The following is a 14,524-nucleotide window of genomic DNA, read 5'->3' on the forward strand; positions in this document are numbered from 1 at the left end:
CATCAGCATGGCTTTTTGCTAAAATCGCGTTTCCCACCCCCCTCTTGAGATACCCATGACAACAGTCACCATCGATGCAGACATCAAAGCCAAATGGCCTCAAGGACAGTGTTCCTATAGCCCTGGAAGCCCGGAAGAGCTGGCCATCATCGGTATCGACCTGTTAGTCAAAGAGCTCGGCACCGAGTCGGCCAAAGCCTTTGTCAGCCAAATTTTCGAAAAGTACAAAGACCCCGACTTTACGAAAGTGACATAAGCCGACACAGGCTCAAGTCAGTTCAGCCGCCCCAGGCGCGCAGTCAGCAAATCAAAAAAGCCTTGGGCGTCGCCGTTCTCAACCCAAAAAGCGTTTTTTGGCTGTTTTAACGTGTCATACCAGTCTGCAATTGTTTGACCGAAGGTTGGGCCTTCGCGGGTATCGACGACCAAATTAACCTCTCGCCCGGAAAACAGCTCGGGCTTGAGCAGATAGGCAATCACACTGGCATCGTGTACCGGACCTCCTGGCAGTCCGTAATGCGCCATATCGTTCTTCACGTACTCATTCAAAATATCGCCAACCAATTTGCCGGCCGTATTGCCCAGCGAAGCAATTTGTTTCAGGCGTTGGTCGCTGGTCAGGATCTTGTGCGTCACATCAAGCGGGACATAAACCAGCTTGACGCCACTTTTCAGCACCACGTCTGCCGCATGGGGATCGGCGTAGATATTGAACTCGGCTACAGGAGTGATATTGCCGCCGTTGAAATGAGCACCGCCCATGACCACGACCTCCTTGATGCCCTTGGTGATATCAGGCGCCTGAATCAAGGCCAGCGCCAGGTTGGTTTGTGGCCCGAGCATGGCAATAGTGACACTGCCAGGCCTGGCTGCGCGTAACGTATCGATCAGGTAGTTGACTGCATTGGCCTGCTCAAGCCCTTTCGCAGGCTCGTGCACCGGAACACCCGTAACACCTTCCTGACCATGAATGTTCTCGGCGTAGATAGGTGTGCGCACCAGGGGTTTTGGAGCCCCGGCATAGACGGGAACCTCTTCACGACCAGCCCACTCCCGGGCAAGACGTGCATTGCGCGAAGTTTTGTCCAGGCGAACGTTACCCGCCACAGTGGTAATCCCCAGCACATTGAGCTGCTCGGGCGAGGCCAGCGCCAACAGCAATGCAACGACGTCATCAGCTCCGGGGTCGGTGTCGATGATCAGATCAATTTTGTCGGCAGCTTGAACACTAGAAATACTGAGAACGGACAAAAACAAGACACTCCTGATCAGATGATGAAAAATTTGCATAAAACGCGACATGACTAACTCCTTGTATGATTTTTTAAAAAGTAACCCCTGCGATCAAAGCGATGTTGCTGTAAGGACGGCACTCTCCCGTACGAACAATCACTTTTGCTTGCTGGCATAACTCCTTGAACTCACTGTGAGCGAGCAAATTCCTGCCCCCCAAATCGCCCCGACTGTTGTGCAGATCGATGCCTGACAATGCCGGGCAAGGCGCTAGCAGCAGCTCGTGCGCCAGCACATGACTTTGCACCTGCATCTCACTGAGCACCGTGCTCAGCGTACTGCAAAAATCCGGCACCCCCTGCGTCAGCGCCAGATCAATCAGATCAACGCCCTTGGGCACTGGCAAACCGGCGTCAGCAATAATGACGATGTCACCATGCCCCAGCGAGGCAATAGCCCGGGAGAGCGCGATGTTGAGCAAAGGTGTTTTCTTCATGACGAGGCAAAGTCCTTTATATCCTGCAACCCGGGAATAGAGGGCTGCGCACCTGCACGGGTCACTGACAAGGCGGCCGCGGTCTGGGCAAAGCGGATCGCATCGTCCTCCCCTTTGCCTGCGGCCAGCGCGGCCGAAAAGGCACCTACAAAGGTGTCACCGGCGGCAGTTGCATCAACAGCTTCTACCTTGGGGGCTGCAAAGTGCACGACCCGCTGCGCACTGACCAGCAATGCACCTTGCGACCCCAGCGTCACAATGATGTTGCTCGCCCCTAGTGCCATCAGGCTGCGCGCAGCCAATTCTGCGGACTCAAGGGAGTCGACTGGCACCCCGCTGAGTGCCCGGGCCTCACTTTCATTCGGGATCAAGTAATCAACCAGTGCATACCATTGCACCGGTAACGGCCCGCTGGCGGGAGCTGGATTGAGGACGACAATTTTATCCAGTTCACGCCCGCGCTTGAGGACATGACCGACCGTATCCATCGGCACCTCAAGCTGGCAAATAATGACCCTCGCCCCTTGCAGCATGCCGTCAACCGTCATGATGTCTTGAGCGTCGAGACAGCCATTGGCACCCGGCACCACCACTATGGTGTTCTGACTGTCGGTATCCACCACGATCAGCGCGACACCACTCGCACCCTGCGCCACAGTACGCACCGCCTGACAGTCGATGCCCTCGGCCTCCAGCCCCTCACGCAGTTGCACGCCGTACGCATCGGTGCCTACGCACCCGACCATAGCCACGCTTGCACCCAGACGCGCTGCCGCCACCGCCTGGTTCGCGCCCTTGCCGCCATGGACGGTGCCAAAGGCCTGCCCGAAAACTGTTTCACCCGGACGCGGCAGGCGCTCTGCACGGGTGACCAGGTCCATATTGAGGCTGCCAACCACCACTACATTTGCTTGCATGTATCGACACTCATCCATTGGATTTGCAGGAGGGTTGCACCGGCGCCCCGACATAGGCTGCTGTCGACTCTCGCAACACGATACTTGGCGTCACAATTCGCTGCTCCACCGCCCGCCCGGGCGATGCAATACGACGCAACAATAACTGCGCGGCCATTTCACCCAGTTGCAAAATCGACTGGCCGACGGTCGTCAGCGCCGGGTAGACATAGCGACTCATCTGCACATCATCAAAGCCTATGACTGACAGCTGGTCCGGTACTCGAATATTGCGCTCGGCAGCAGCCCGCAAAACGCCGATGCCCATCATGTCGTTGCAGGCGAAAATAGCCGAAGGCCGGTCGTTTTCCAGCAGCCTGACAGCCGCCTGATAACCCCCGACACTGCTGAAATCACTCTCGATCATCCAGGCCCCGGGCGCTGAAATTCCGGCTTCTGCCAACGCCCGCAGATAACCGGCAGTACGTAGCTGCGCCACACGGGTGATTGCAGGGCCACCAATACAGGCAATGGCCCTGTGCCCCAGATCGAGTAAATGACGGGTGGCCAGATAGGCCCCCAGCTCGTGATCGATCCGCACCAGATCGGCATCGATACCTTCGAGATTGCGATCGACGATGACCATGGGCGTTCGTACACCGACCAGACCGCTCGCCAGCCCGAGGTCTCCACCGGCCGAGGCCACAACCAGCCCATCCACGCGCTTCTCAAGCAATACCCGCAGATAATTGCGCTGCTTGTCAGGATCATCGTCGCAGTTGCACAAAATGACGCAGTAATTGTTGCGCTCGCAATAGTCTTCGATACCTCGCGCCAACTCGGCGAAGTACGGGTTCAGGCTGTTGGCCACCAGCAACCCGATAGTCGCAGTGGTCTTGGCCTTCAAGGAGCGCGCGACAGCACTGGGCACATAATCAAGACGCGCAATGGCCTCCTCCACCTTCAAACGCACCGGCTCACTCACCGGGCGCGTTTTGTTCAGGACATGTGAAACCGTGGTGTAAGAAATGCCGGCCATAGCAGCGACATCTTTAATGGTTGCCATTATTCAGTTCCGTCGCCGTGCACGTTGACTGCGGTAAGTATCCAGGACCACTGCCATCACTATGACAGCACCGGTAATAATACGCTTTGTCGGCTCGGTTGCGCCGATTTGAGCCAGCCCCGCGGCCAATACCGAAATGATCAGCACCCCAAAAAAAGTGCTGATGACGGAGCCGCGCCCGCCCATCAAACTCGTTCCCCCGATCACCACCGCAGCAATAACCTGCAACTCAAGCCCCGACCCCGCATTGGGGTCTGCGGCTTCCAGGCGCGATATCTGAAACAACGCAGCTACGCCTGCAAGCAATCCCATCAAGCTGAAGACCAGGATCTTGTACGGTTTGGGATTGATACCGGACAGGCGAACGGCTTCCTCGTTAGTGCCGATCCCGATCAGATAACGGCCAAACACCGTACGCGTCAGCACCGCCTGAGCCACGACAATGATCAGCAACGCAATGATGAAAGAAGGCGAAATGCCAAATGCAATCGGGTTCGACAACCAGGCGAAAGCATCGCCTATGTAGGCCGTACGTGAGCCCGTCATTTGATAGGCCGCGCCCCGGGCCATTTCCAGAACGCCCAATGAAACAATAAAGGAAGGAATTCGCCAGGCGACACTGATCGACCCCGTGATCGTACCTGCCAGCGCAGCACAAGCCATGCCCAGCAAAGCCGCAGGCAAAATGCCCCAGCCCCACCCCAGAATTGCCACACTGACCGCTGACGCCGCCAATGCCAGTACCGACCCTACCGACAGATCGATTCCACCAATGATCAATACAAACGTCATCCCGACAGACAGCACCATCAAGTCCGGAATCTGATTGGCCAGCGTGCTCAACGTGTCGTAGGAAAAGAAGTGATCGCTAAGACTTGAGAACAGCACAATCATGGCCAGCAAGGCGCCAGCCAGCCCCAGATAAGTGCCGGTTCCGTAATAGTTGCGTGCACTTTTTTGCACGGCGGCGGTGGACTTCATGAGGCTTCCTTTGGCGTTGCTTCTGCGAGCAACGCATCTCGTGTTTGATAACCTGCAAAAGCGGCTGCCAGCAGCTGCTCCTGACTCCAGTTGTTACGCTCGAACGTTTCTATCAGGCGCCCTGCTGACAGCACACCGATACGATCACAGATCAACATCAGTTCACGCAGGTCACTCGATACCACCACCAGCGCCCTGCCCTGACGGGTCAGCTCACCAAGCAGACGGTAGATATCAAACTTGGCACCGATATCGATGCCACGGGTGGGCTCATCAAACAGCAAAACCGTACAGTCGCGTTCCAGCCAGCGGCCGATGACCACCTTCTGCTGGTTACCGCCGGAAAGTTGCGACACCACTTGCCCGGGCCCTGAACTGCGGATGCCCATCGCGTCGATCTGGCGTTGCGCCAGCGCAGCCTCCTGCACACCGCTCACCAGCCCCAGACTGGAAACCCGGTGCATATTGCCCAAGCCTATGTTGGCACTGATCGACTGGGTCAATAGCAGGCCCTCACCTTTGCGGTCTTCGGTAATCAGGGCGATCCCTTGTTTGACGGCCTGCGCCGGCGAGCGGATCTTGACCACCTGCAGCGGGGACCCGACTGCAACGGTGCCGCTATCTGCCAGATCAGCACCGTAGATCAACCGCAAGAGCTCGGTCCGCCCGGCTCCGATCAAACCTGAAATGCCAAATATTTCGCCCTTTCTGACTTCAAATGAGACATCCCGCACCTTGTCTGACCGACCCAGCGCCGAGACCCTGAGCGCCGTCTCACCCAACTGGCGCGTCCCGAGCTCCAATGCATCACCCAGTTCGCGCCCTACCATCAGATGGACCAATTGTTCGCTGCTGTAGTTGGCTATCGGCTCAACACACACCAGGCTGCCATCACGCAGCACAGCAATGCGCTGCGCCACCCGCGCCAGCTCTTCCAGCCGATGGGAGATGTAAATAATTGCCACGCCGCGAGCCTGAAGCCGCTCGATCTGAACAAACAGCATCTCGACTTCACGGGCCGTCAGCATGGCCGTCGGCTCATCCAGGATCAGCACATGGCAATCGCCAATCAAATTACGGGCGATTTCCACCATTTGCTGGTGACCAATGCCAAGATCGCCGACCAATGTGTCAGGGTCTATGGACTCCAGGCCTACCTGGGCCATTGCTTCAATGGCGGACTTGCGCAATTGCCTGCGATTGATCCAGCCCAGGTGGCCGGGCAGATTATCCAGAAACAGGTTCTCGGCCACGGTCAGGGTGGGGAGCAGATTGAGCTCCTGCATGACCATACGCACCCCCTGTCGCTCAGCTTCTGAACGACTGCCTGGCGTGTAGGCATGGCCATTGAATTGCATCTGCCCCTGGGTCGGTAACTCCAGACCGGCGATGACTTTTGACAGCGTGCTTTTTCCGGCGCCATTTTCGCCCGTCAAGGCCAGCACTTCACCGCGATACAACGCCAGATCGATGCCCGTCAAAACGGGTTGCGTATAGGTTTTGCCGATCCCGCTGACTGACAGGACCACGCTGGCATTGGGAGCAGACATAAAACTTCTCCGGGCACCTGCCCGACCGGGCAGGTGTCTGTGACAGCGAATGGGACTATTTTTTGGTTATCAGCTCGACCGGAGTATCAATCACGCCATCCTTGAGGTTCTCCACCGGCTCGTTCTTGAGCAGCTTGAGCGCGGTCTGGATGCCATACACGGCCTGTTCGGCAGCCGCCTGATCAGCCGTGGCAAGCACACGGCCGTCCTCCAGCATCGGCTTGATCGCATCAATGTTGTCATAGCCCACGACTTGCACCTTGCCTGCTTTACCCGCCGCACGGATTGCCGACACTGCCCCTACGGCCATGTTGTCATTGCCCGCCAGCAGCGCCTTCAGGTTCGGATATTCACTGAGCATGGCCGCAGCTTTTTTGTTGCCGCCGTCGATTTCCCAGTCGCCCGATTGCGTCGACACAATTTTCATCCCTGCGGCGTCCATTGCATCCTTGAAGCCTGCGGTACGCATTTGCGCATTGGTGGTGGTCGATACACCTTCAATGATGCCCACCTCATCGCCCGGCTTCAGCTGCTTCGCCAGATAGTCCCCGACTTCACGCGCGCCCTTTCTGTTGTTCGGGCCCACGAACGGTACTTCGATACCTTTGCTTTTCAGCACTTCGGGGTCGAGCTGGTTATCGATATTGACCACTACGATTCCGCGATCCCGGGCTTTCTTGATCGCCGAAACCAGTGCTTTGGAGTCTGCAGGAGCAATTACCAGCGCATCGACTTTGGCGATGATCATCTGATTGATTATGTCAATTTGACCGGCTGTGTCGGTTTCATTCTTGATTCCGTTGGAGACCAGATCGAAATCCGCAGAATGAGCCTTTTGATAGGCCTTGCCACCGTCCTGCATCGTGACAAAGAACTCGTTGGCCAACGACTTCATCACCAAACCCACCTTGGGTTTTTGAGCAGTATCGGCGTGAGCGACAGAGAGGGTCAGGGAGGCTGCGGCCAACATGGCGACAGCGAGAAGGCGTCCAGCAAAGGGCAGCTTCATGGCAGTAACTCCGATCTTATGATTATTGTGAGCAACGTCCGGCCCGGATAAAGCCTGAAAAAATACAGGGTCAGAGCCCAGAGAATACGGCTCTAAAAGCACCGCGCAAACGTTTGCTTGAACCTCACTATGTAAAGCGGTTGGTTTTTTGTCAACGTGAAAAACAGACTGTAACGAGCCGACAAGCGGTCGAGTCTCCGAACAAATAACCGCCCGCTGTTCGGAAAACCGTCCAGAACTGCCCAATGTAAAAAACAAACAATAATTTATTCATATAAATCAAATAGTTAGATGCATCAAAAATACACTTTGCAGTGGCACAGTTAGTGCTTTGTTAGGCAGCGCGTGCGCAAGAGAAGGCACGTGCGGTGCTCGATGTCGGTACATCAGCAAGCCCACCAATAAGAGAGAAAATAATGAAACCTGCTGTGTTAAAAACCATTGTTCCGGCCGCCCTGGCCTTTCTATTGGCCATGCCTGCCGTTCAGGCACAAGAGACCACCAAACCTAACGTTGTCATCCTGGCAACCGGCGGCACCATTGCCGGCGCAGGTGCCAGCGCAGCCAACAGCGCGACCTACACCGCCGCCAAAGTGGGTATCGACCAACTGATTGCCGGTGTTCCCGAACTGAGCCAATTGGCAAACGTACGCGGCGAGCAAGTCATGCAAATCGCGTCCGAAAGCATCACCAACGACAATTTGCTGCAATTGGGCCGTCGCGTCGCCGAACTGGCTGACAGCGAGGATGTCGATGGCATCGTCATCACTCACGGCACCGATACCCTCGAAGAAACGGCCTACTTCCTCAACCTGGTCGAAAAAACCGACAAGCCGATCATCGTCGTCGGCTCCATGCGCCCGGGCACTGCCATGTCCGCAGACGGCATGCTCAACCTGTACAACGCCGTGGCGGTAGCCGGCAGCAAAGAAGCACGGGGCAAAGGTGTACTGGTCACCATGAACGACGAGATCCAGTCGGGCCGTGATGTCACCAAATCAATGAACATCAAGACCGAAGCATTCAAGAGCCCTTGGGGCCCGCTCGGCATGGTGGTTGAAGGTAAATCTTACTGGTTCCGCTTGCCGGCCAAGCGTCACACCATGGATTCCGAGTTCGACATCAAAAACATCAAGTCCCTGCCAAACGTAGGCATCGCCTACTCCTATGGCAACGTCGACGACACTGCCTACAAAGCCTTTGCACAAGCCGGCGCCAAAGCCATCATCCACGTTGGCACAGGCAACGGTTCCGTGTCCTCGCGTGTAGTGCCTACCCTGCAGGCCCTGCGCAAAGACGGCATCCAAATCATCCGTTCTTCCCACGTTAATAACGGCGGATTCGTACTGCGTAACGCAGAACAACCTGACGACAAATACGACTGGGTTGTCGCCCACGACCTGAACCCGCAAAAAGCCCGCATCCTGGCCATGGTCGCCCTGACCAAAACCCAAGACAGCAAAGAACTGCAGCGGATGTTCTGGGAGTATTGATCTGATCCACGCCGGACACTGCCCAGTGCCCGGCGTTGAAACCACTCAACCTCCCCGGTGAGTGGTCCAATTAATTGATTTTTCTCTCCTTCTCGCACTAAACCGAAAAAACGCAGTCCGATCCGCAGCCAAATGAATTCAAACAGTTGCCAAATCCCATACAGTTAAATACTGTATACCCATACAGCAACCAAGGATCGCATCATGGCTAAAAAACCGGTCAAAGCGCCACCCCTTCCAAGCCCCTACGAAATTTTCGGAACCCGCATACAAAAAATCATCAGCTCGCCTAAAGCTCAAAAAGACAAAATGGCGGTGCTTGAACGACTGGAGGGCGACAATCCCGAATTCTGGGAGCGCCTGTTAGAAGAGATCTCCGAAAACGACAATGTCACAATCGCCCATCGCGATGATGGCGGGGTCAATGTTTTCTGGACCGTACCAGAGGAAGATTGAGTCAATGAGGGTTCGTATACTGGCATTAGCCAGCCTCTTTACCGCTATAAGTGCCCATGCTGCGGCTCCGCAGACCTTCAGCGAAGCCAAGAAAGTCGCCTGGAAACTCTATGCACCACAGTCCACCGAGTTCTATTGTGGCTGTAAATACACCGGCAATCGGGTTGATCTCAAAGCCTGCGGGTATGTACCCAGGAAGAACGCCAATCGTGCAGCCCGTATCGAGTGGGAACACATAGTTCCCGCCTGGCAAATTGGCCACCAGCGCCAATGCTGGCAAAGCGGCGGTCGAAAAAACTGCACCCGCCACGACCCGGTCTACAAAGTGGCAGAGGCCGACCTGCACAACCTGGTGCCCAGCATCGGCGAGGTCAACGGAGACCGAAGCAACTTCAGTTTTGGCTGGCTCCCCGCGCAGGCGGGCCAATACGGTTCATGCCTGACCCAGGTCGACTTCAAAGCCAAGAAGGTCATGCCCCGGCCGTCGATTCGCGGCATGATTGCACGCACCTACTTCTACATGAGCAAACGCTACGACCTGCGCCTGTCCAAGCAAGATCGGCAACTGTATGAAGCGTGGAACAAGACCTACCCGGTCCAGGCCTGGGAGCGTCAACGGAATCAGGCCGTAGCCTGCGTCATGGGCCGTGGTAACGAGTTCGTCGGCCCGGTCAACCTCAAAGCCTGCGGCTGACAGCATTGCCTGCGCCACGCCTTGAACCCTGAACACCGGCAGGGTTCAAGGCAGCTTGCACTCCCGTAACCGACCTCTTTCACCCGCTCATTTGTTGCTGAACCGGCATTGCTCAACTATTACTCAGGGAATGATAAAGCACCCACGATTTGACCAGAGACAACAGGTAGTCAACGAGCTCGTCCAGCGTATCGAAAGCGGTCTATTGGCAGACGGCCATCCCCTCCCCGGCGAAGAGCAACTAGCCTTGGAACTGCGGGTTAGCACCAGCACGCTACGCGAAGCACTGGCCGAGCTGGAAAGGCGCAGATACATCGCCATGCAGGCCGAAGGCAGCGCCATCGTCACCTACGACGGCATTACCCTCGACCAGAATAACGGCTGGACTCAGGCCCTGGCCAACACAGGCGCCAGGATCTGCACTGAGCTTCTGCAACTCCAGACCCAGGAGCGTCCGGAGCTGGCACCTCAATTTGGCTTGAGCCGATTTGTCATTCTGGTTCGCCGCCGCCGTGACAATGACACCGCCATTTCCCTGGAGCGCTCGCTCATGCCCGCCACCGGCGGCCTCGAAGGCCTGCCACGAACCGGACTGATAGATGACTCGCTGACTATCACTTTGGCCGCCTACGGCTTTGTAGCCGAGAGCGGTGATCAATGGATCAGCGCTGCCCCCCTCGGTGCAGAAGACGCGTTGCTCCTGGGACGAACCGCAGGAACCGTTTTCCTCAAAGCCCTGCGCACAACTTTCGACCGGCACGGGCGCTTTATGGAGCAGGTAGAAAGCTGGCTGGATCCTCAGCACTTCCGGATGTACCAGTCTCTGGGCGCCAAAGGCATTGATCACACCTGATGATGCCCGTGAGCCGGTGTACTGCCTGCAAAAACCCCATCCGCAATCCGACCAAAGACTGCAAGTGAATCTCTACAAAAACTTCATGAAACGCTGGAAAAAGCCCAAAGTGCTGTTTTAACCTTACACTTTGGCTCCCCTCCAGAGACACCAGCGCCCGATACCTCCTGCAAGAGGTCGGGCTACTTGCGTGCATGCAGGGGAGCGCTCTCCTGACTTGTGACGATACTTTTGAAACTCATCATTATTGCTGTTTACGTTTTGTCCATTGCGCATGTGCACCTGCGGGGCAAAGTTCGCCATAAACTGGGGCGCCAGCTGAGCGATCACTCGACCTTCCTGGCGCCCATCAACTGCTTCCTGTATTTGTTCTCCAAAGTTCCCAGCCAGCCTTATTTGAAACCGGCAGATTTCCCGCAGTTACAACCCTTGCAGGATCACTGGATGGAGATCCGCGACGAAGCGCGCAACTTGATGCAGGCAGGCGAAATCAAACGATCTGAGCAACCGAATGATGTCGGTTTCAACTCGTTCTTCAAGAGTGGCTGGAAGCGCTTTTATCTCAAGTGGTATGGCGACAATCATCCGTCGGCAGTTGAAATGTGCCCACGCACCATTGAGCTGCTCAACGGTATCGGCATCATCAAGGCGGCCATGTTTGCCGAGTTGCCACCCGGTTCAAAGCTGGTACGTCATCGCGACCCCTATGCGGGCTCGTTGCGCTTTCACCTGGGCCTGGACACCCCGAATGATCCGGGCTGCTATATCAACGTCGACGGGCAGAACTACTCCTGGCGTGACGGCGAAGCCGTGATGTTTGACGAAACCTTCATCCATTACGCCGAAAACACCACCGCTGAGAATCGCATCATCCTGTTCTGCGATGTGGAGCGCCCCATGCAATATCGCTGGGCAGCAGCCTTCAATCAGTGGTTCAGCCGCACGGTCATGGCGTCGGCCAGCGCCCCCAATGATACCGGCGATAAAACCGGAGCCCTGAACCGCGCGTTTACCAGGCTGTACAAAATCCGCCTGCGCGGCAAGGAACTGAAAAAACGTAATCGCACGCGCTACTACCTGGAAAAATGGGCGATTTTCGGCGGCTTGATGGCGTTGTTTCTGGTCATCTAGCCCCCCTGCCTCGCGATGCGCTTGAGGCTATCGCGAGGCAGGCTCGCTCCTACCGAGCAGATGCCACCGCAACAAGGTGCCCAGCAACCCTGCCACGCACACTATGAGCAGGTACTCACCTGACAATCAGCGGTGGCAAGGTCCCCAGTAGTGAAACAGCAGCCACGGCCATCAAGCCAAATAACCACTCAAGCGCCACACTGTTGCGCAAGACAGCAAAGTGGCCAGCGCGGCTCATCAGCAGATTGAACAACGCCAGCAACAGCATCACGCCAACCAGGGTCACTTTAATCAGCAGGATCAGTGCGAAACCTTCGAACAGCGGCGTAGGCCAAAGTGCACCTGTCAGAACCCGGGTATTGATAAGACCGGTCACAATGATCCCGGCCACCAGCACAAACCCCAGATTGCTGAAGCGCCGCAGCACCCGATCCACACTTTGCCCGGCAGGACGAGTGAGCAGCAGCAACAACCCCGACAAGCCGCCAACCCAGGCCCCGACACACATCAGGTGAATGAACTGGTTGAGCATCAGCAGTTGACCGCGCCAGCCATCCAGCATCGCGCCATGCCCCACTGGCGCCAGGGTGGCCAGCAACAGCACGCTGAAGATCCACGCGGCCTTAAAACCGGAACTTGCATAAAGCGCAACGAGCAACAACACATTGAACAGCAGGTGCCCGGCCCAGACCTGACCAAAAAAAGTGCTGCCCAACACCAGCCAGAGAGTGTCGGGGTCCAGGGTCTCAGGCCAGCTGCCGGCCATCGAATGGGTGGTCAGCAGTAACCAGGCCAGGCCGCTGACCAACGCCAGCCAGGCCAGAGCGCAGCAAAATCTGTGCAACAGACCATCAATCGCAGGTGACGGCTTGATCGCCAGCAGCAAGGGCCTGAATGCGCTGACGCCAAAGATCAGCAGCACAGCGCAGAAATGCACAAATCGGCATACAACCATGTCGCTGACCATCAACTCAGTTGCCCACCGTGAAGCCGTACTGACCAGCGCTGTTATGGGTGTCAACCGAAACGGCCTTCCAGTCCACGCTGTACTTGCCTGCTGGCAACGCTTGAGCCGGGGTCACAATCAGCACCTTCTTGTTACCGGGCTCTGTCTTGATGCTGCTTACAGCAACCGGCGCGCCGTCGTGGCTGAGGGTCACCTTGGTGAACTTTTCTTCAACCCCTTCGCTGAAGGTCAGGCGCACTTCATTGGCAGTGGCGACCGTGCTGTCGGCCGCAGGTGTCGACTGTTGCAGATGGGCATGGGCAGAGGCCGAGCCGGCACCGGCCAGCAGTGTCAGCAACGCAGCGGTATTAAGGATTTTTTTCAAGAGGACAGCAGACATGGCGAAGTACCTTGAGATAGAAATGCGCAGTGATAATACTCGCCTAATCTCAATTGAGGGGCACCCGCCCCCTGCAAATGCGAGCAGCACAGGTGCCGCCTGTTACTGCAACGCATTACCCGCAAGGACTTCATCATGCCCATCCGCCTGAGTTTTATCTGTCATGCCCGCACTGAAGCCCAGCGTCTGGGCCGCTTTGCTCTGGATGAACCGGCTGACCCCAAGGGATTGCTGCAAGCGCAGGAAATGGCTGCGGCCTTGAAGAAGCCTGTGCGAATTCTTTGCGCCCCCGAAACCCGAACCTTGCAAACTGCCCAGGCGCTGGGTGACGACATCGAGATCGTGCCGGCGCTGGAGGATTACGACTTCGGCGAGTGGCGAGGCTTGCGCCTGGTCGACCTGCAGCAAAGTATTCCCCAGGTACTCGCCGACTGGACCAACAACCCCGGGTCGGCGCCCCATGCTGGCGAGTCGGTAGAAGCCCTGTGCCTGCGGGTCGGCGCCTGGCTCGATGAGTTTCGCGAGGAAGGCCATTTTGCGGTCGTGACCCACCCCTTCGTCATCCGCGCCGCCATCCTGCATGCGCTGGCCGCAAGCAGCGCATCCTTCAACCTGATTGATGTAGAACCACTGTCCAGGGTCGAGTTGCGTTTTAACGAGCGCTGGCGGCTGCGGGTCTGAATCACTCCTCCAGCGTCAGCCCACCCGGCGGTAACGGCAGCGCCGTTTTGTAGCGCACCTGTTTCAGGGCGAAGCTGGACCGGATGTTCGCAACCCCGGGCACTTTGGTCAAAAAGTCCATCATGAAGCGTTCCAGCGCCTGAATGCTCGGCACCAGCACCCGGATCAGATAATCCGGGTCGCCGGCCATCAAATAGCACTCCATGACTTCGTGACGATCCGAGATCGCCGCCTCAAATTTTTGCAAGGCTTCTTCAACCTGTTTCTCAAGGCTGACATGGATGAACACATTCACGTGCAGGCCCAGCATGTCGGCGTCCAGCAAGGTGACTTGCTCACGAATCAGCCCGCGTTCTTCCATGGCCTTTACCCGATTGAAACAGGGTGTGGGGGACAAGTTGACCGAACGTGCAAGGTCCGCATTGGTGATGCGCGCATTCTGCTGAAGGCTGTTGAGAATCCCGATATCCGTTCGATCTAGCTTGCGCATGAGACAAAAGCACCTGTTTTTTGTGTTTATAAAGAATTCTTATCCTTAATCGCTGCAAAGCACAACGAACTACAGAGAAATATTCTTCACTGTCAGGAATATGATTGTTGTAGGACAAAATCCGGCTTGATCACCCGCCGGATTTTCGA

At 56.5% G+C, this 14,524-nt stretch carries 17 protein-coding genes; 7 read left to right on the forward strand and 10 right to left on the reverse strand.

The window, feature by feature from the left end; genetic code table 11:
* Window positions 1–55: 55 nt before the first annotated feature.
* Entirely contained in the window at window positions 56–256 is a 201-nt protein-coding gene (locus tag FEZ21_RS17645) for a hypothetical protein (protein ID WP_003442163.1), read from the forward strand.
* 17 nt (window positions 257–273) lie between these two features.
* On the opposite strand, the gene FEZ21_RS17650 is transcribed toward FEZ21_RS17645, so the two are convergent.
* From FEZ21_RS17650 to FEZ21_RS17680, 7 genes are read right to left on the reverse strand one after another with little or no spacing between them, the layout of a single operon-like run.
* A complete protein-coding gene (locus FEZ21_RS17650) occupies window positions 274–1,302 on the reverse strand; it encodes a nucleoside hydrolase (RefSeq protein ID WP_010656383.1) in 1,029 nt (342 codons plus the stop codon).
* Window positions 1,303–1,324: 22 nt separating this feature from the next.
* Complete coding sequence (gene rbsD, locus FEZ21_RS17655; protein WP_003442157.1) at window positions 1,325–1,729, reverse strand: D-ribose pyranase; 405 nt, start codon at window positions 1,727–1,729, stop codon at window positions 1,325–1,327.
* Window positions 1,726–2,646 (reverse strand): ribokinase, encoded by a 921-nt coding sequence (gene rbsK / locus FEZ21_RS17660; RefSeq protein ID WP_160628048.1) that lies wholly within the window; start codon window positions 2,644–2,646, stop codon window positions 1,726–1,728. The genes rbsD and rbsK overlap by 4 nt, the downstream gene beginning before the upstream one ends.
* Window positions 2,647–2,656: 10 nt before the next feature.
* On the reverse strand, window positions 2,657–3,691 hold the full coding sequence (locus FEZ21_RS17665; RefSeq protein WP_003442131.1) for a LacI family DNA-binding transcriptional regulator: 1,035 nt from the start codon (window positions 3,689–3,691) through the stop codon (window positions 2,657–2,659).
* Between the two features lie 3 nt (window positions 3,692–3,694).
* On the reverse strand, window positions 3,695–4,672 hold the full coding sequence (locus FEZ21_RS17670) for an ABC transporter permease (protein WP_003442129.1): 978 nt from the start codon (window positions 4,670–4,672) through the stop codon (window positions 3,695–3,697).
* The gene (locus tag FEZ21_RS17675; protein WP_003442127.1) at window positions 4,669–6,222 is read right to left on the reverse strand and encodes a sugar ABC transporter ATP-binding protein; all 1,554 of its coding nucleotides are present in this window, start codon (window positions 6,220–6,222) and stop codon (window positions 4,669–4,671) included. The genes FEZ21_RS17670 and FEZ21_RS17675 overlap by 4 nt, the downstream gene beginning before the upstream one ends.
* A 55-nt stretch (window positions 6,223–6,277) precedes the next feature.
* Entirely contained in the window at window positions 6,278–7,231 is a 954-nt protein-coding gene (locus FEZ21_RS17680) for a sugar ABC transporter substrate-binding protein (protein WP_003442126.1), read from the reverse strand.
* A gap of 416 nt (window positions 7,232–7,647) precedes the next feature.
* Here FEZ21_RS17680 and FEZ21_RS17685 point away from each other — a divergent pair, with 416 nt between their 5' ends.
* From FEZ21_RS17685 to lpxO, 5 genes are all read left to right on the forward strand, one after another.
* Complete coding sequence (locus FEZ21_RS17685; protein ID WP_003442123.1) at window positions 7,648–8,724, forward strand: asparaginase; 1,077 nt, start codon at window positions 7,648–7,650, stop codon at window positions 8,722–8,724.
* 204 nt (window positions 8,725–8,928) lie between these two features.
* Entirely contained in the window at window positions 8,929–9,180 is a 252-nt protein-coding gene (locus FEZ21_RS17690; protein WP_003442121.1) for a DUF1654 domain-containing protein, read from the forward strand.
* 4 nt (window positions 9,181–9,184) lie between these two features.
* A complete protein-coding gene (locus FEZ21_RS17695; RefSeq protein WP_003442120.1) occupies window positions 9,185–9,874 on the forward strand; it encodes an endonuclease in 690 nt (229 codons plus the stop codon).
* A gap of 130 nt (window positions 9,875–10,004) precedes the next feature.
* Window positions 10,005–10,727, forward strand: a complete 723-nt coding sequence (locus FEZ21_RS17700; protein ID WP_160628051.1) for a GntR family transcriptional regulator — start codon at window positions 10,005–10,007, stop codon at window positions 10,725–10,727.
* Between the two features lie 231 nt (window positions 10,728–10,958).
* Window positions 10,959–11,858 carry a lipid A hydroxylase LpxO gene (lpxO, locus tag FEZ21_RS17705; RefSeq protein WP_003442116.1) on the forward strand — a complete coding sequence of 300 codons (900 nt, stop codon included), beginning with the start codon at window positions 10,959–10,961 and terminating at the stop codon, window positions 11,856–11,858.
* A gap of 115 nt (window positions 11,859–11,973) precedes the next feature.
* Here the strand turns inward: lpxO and copD are convergent, their stop codons facing one another.
* The gene (gene copD / locus FEZ21_RS17710; RefSeq protein WP_160628189.1) at window positions 11,974–12,825 is read right to left on the reverse strand and encodes a copper homeostasis membrane protein CopD; all 852 of its coding nucleotides are present in this window, start codon (window positions 12,823–12,825) and stop codon (window positions 11,974–11,976) included.
* 4 nt (window positions 12,826–12,829) lie between these two features.
* A complete protein-coding gene (copC, locus tag FEZ21_RS17715) occupies window positions 12,830–13,204 on the reverse strand; it encodes a copper homeostasis periplasmic binding protein CopC (RefSeq protein ID WP_003442112.1) in 375 nt (124 codons plus the stop codon).
* 135 nt (window positions 13,205–13,339) lie between these two features.
* Here copC and FEZ21_RS17720 point away from each other — a divergent pair, with 135 nt between their 5' ends.
* Window positions 13,340–13,885, forward strand: coding sequence for a histidine phosphatase family protein (locus tag FEZ21_RS17720; protein ID WP_003442110.1), 546 nt, complete (start codon window positions 13,340–13,342; stop codon window positions 13,883–13,885).
* 1 nt (window position 13,886) lies between these two features.
* On the opposite strand, the gene bkdR is transcribed toward FEZ21_RS17720, so the two are convergent.
* Complete coding sequence (bkdR, locus tag FEZ21_RS17725; protein ID WP_003442107.1) at window positions 13,887–14,375, reverse strand: Bkd operon transcriptional regulator BkdR; 489 nt, start codon at window positions 14,373–14,375, stop codon at window positions 13,887–13,889.
* Between the last annotated feature and the right edge of the window lie 149 nt (window positions 14,376–14,524).

This window comes from Pseudomonas sp. 9.1(2019) (assembly GCF_009910445.1).
In the GTDB taxonomy this organism is placed as follows: domain Bacteria; phylum Pseudomonadota; class Gammaproteobacteria; order Pseudomonadales; family Pseudomonadaceae; genus Aquipseudomonas; species Aquipseudomonas paraversuta.

What these genes read in the sequence shown, in the direction of transcription:
- FEZ21_RS17645 (WP_003442163.1), top strand. Translation starts at nt 56, where the DNA reads ATGACAACAGTCACCATCGATGCAGACATCAAAGCCAAATGGCCTCAA.
- FEZ21_RS17650 (WP_010656383.1), bottom strand. Translation starts at nt 1,302, where the DNA reads ATGTCGCGTTTTATGCAAATTTTTCATCATCTGATCAGGAGTGTCTTG.
- rbsD (WP_003442157.1), bottom strand. Translation starts at nt 1,729, where the DNA reads ATGAAGAAAACACCTTTGCTCAACATCGCGCTCTCCCGGGCTATTGCC.
- rbsK (WP_160628048.1), bottom strand. Translation starts at nt 2,646, where the DNA reads ATGCAAGCAAATGTAGTGGTGGTTGGCAGCCTCAATATGGACCTGGTC.
- FEZ21_RS17665 (WP_003442131.1), bottom strand. Translation starts at nt 3,691, where the DNA reads ATGGCAACCATTAAAGATGTCGCTGCTATGGCCGGCATTTCTTACACC.
- FEZ21_RS17670 (WP_003442129.1), bottom strand. Translation starts at nt 4,672, where the DNA reads ATGAAGTCCACCGCCGCCGTGCAAAAAAGTGCACGCAACTATTACGGA.
- FEZ21_RS17675 (WP_003442127.1), bottom strand. Translation starts at nt 6,222, where the DNA reads ATGTCTGCTCCCAATGCCAGCGTGGTCCTGTCAGTCAGCGGGATCGGC.
- FEZ21_RS17680 (WP_003442126.1), bottom strand. Translation starts at nt 7,231, where the DNA reads ATGAAGCTGCCCTTTGCTGGACGCCTTCTCGCTGTCGCCATGTTGGCC.
- FEZ21_RS17685 (WP_003442123.1), top strand. Translation starts at nt 7,648, where the DNA reads ATGAAACCTGCTGTGTTAAAAACCATTGTTCCGGCCGCCCTGGCCTTT.
- FEZ21_RS17690 (WP_003442121.1), top strand. Translation starts at nt 8,929, where the DNA reads ATGGCTAAAAAACCGGTCAAAGCGCCACCCCTTCCAAGCCCCTACGAA.
- FEZ21_RS17695 (WP_003442120.1), top strand. Translation starts at nt 9,185, where the DNA reads ATGAGGGTTCGTATACTGGCATTAGCCAGCCTCTTTACCGCTATAAGT.
- FEZ21_RS17700 (WP_160628051.1), top strand. Translation starts at nt 10,005, where the DNA reads ATGATAAAGCACCCACGATTTGACCAGAGACAACAGGTAGTCAACGAG.
- copD (WP_160628189.1), bottom strand. Translation starts at nt 12,825, where the DNA reads ATGGTCAGCGACATGGTTGTATGCCGATTTGTGCATTTCTGCGCTGTG.
- copC (WP_003442112.1), bottom strand. Translation starts at nt 13,204, where the DNA reads ATGTCTGCTGTCCTCTTGAAAAAAATCCTTAATACCGCTGCGTTGCTG.
- FEZ21_RS17720 (WP_003442110.1), top strand. Translation starts at nt 13,340, where the DNA reads ATGCCCATCCGCCTGAGTTTTATCTGTCATGCCCGCACTGAAGCCCAG.
- bkdR (WP_003442107.1), bottom strand. Translation starts at nt 14,375, where the DNA reads ATGCGCAAGCTAGATCGAACGGATATCGGGATTCTCAACAGCCTTCAG.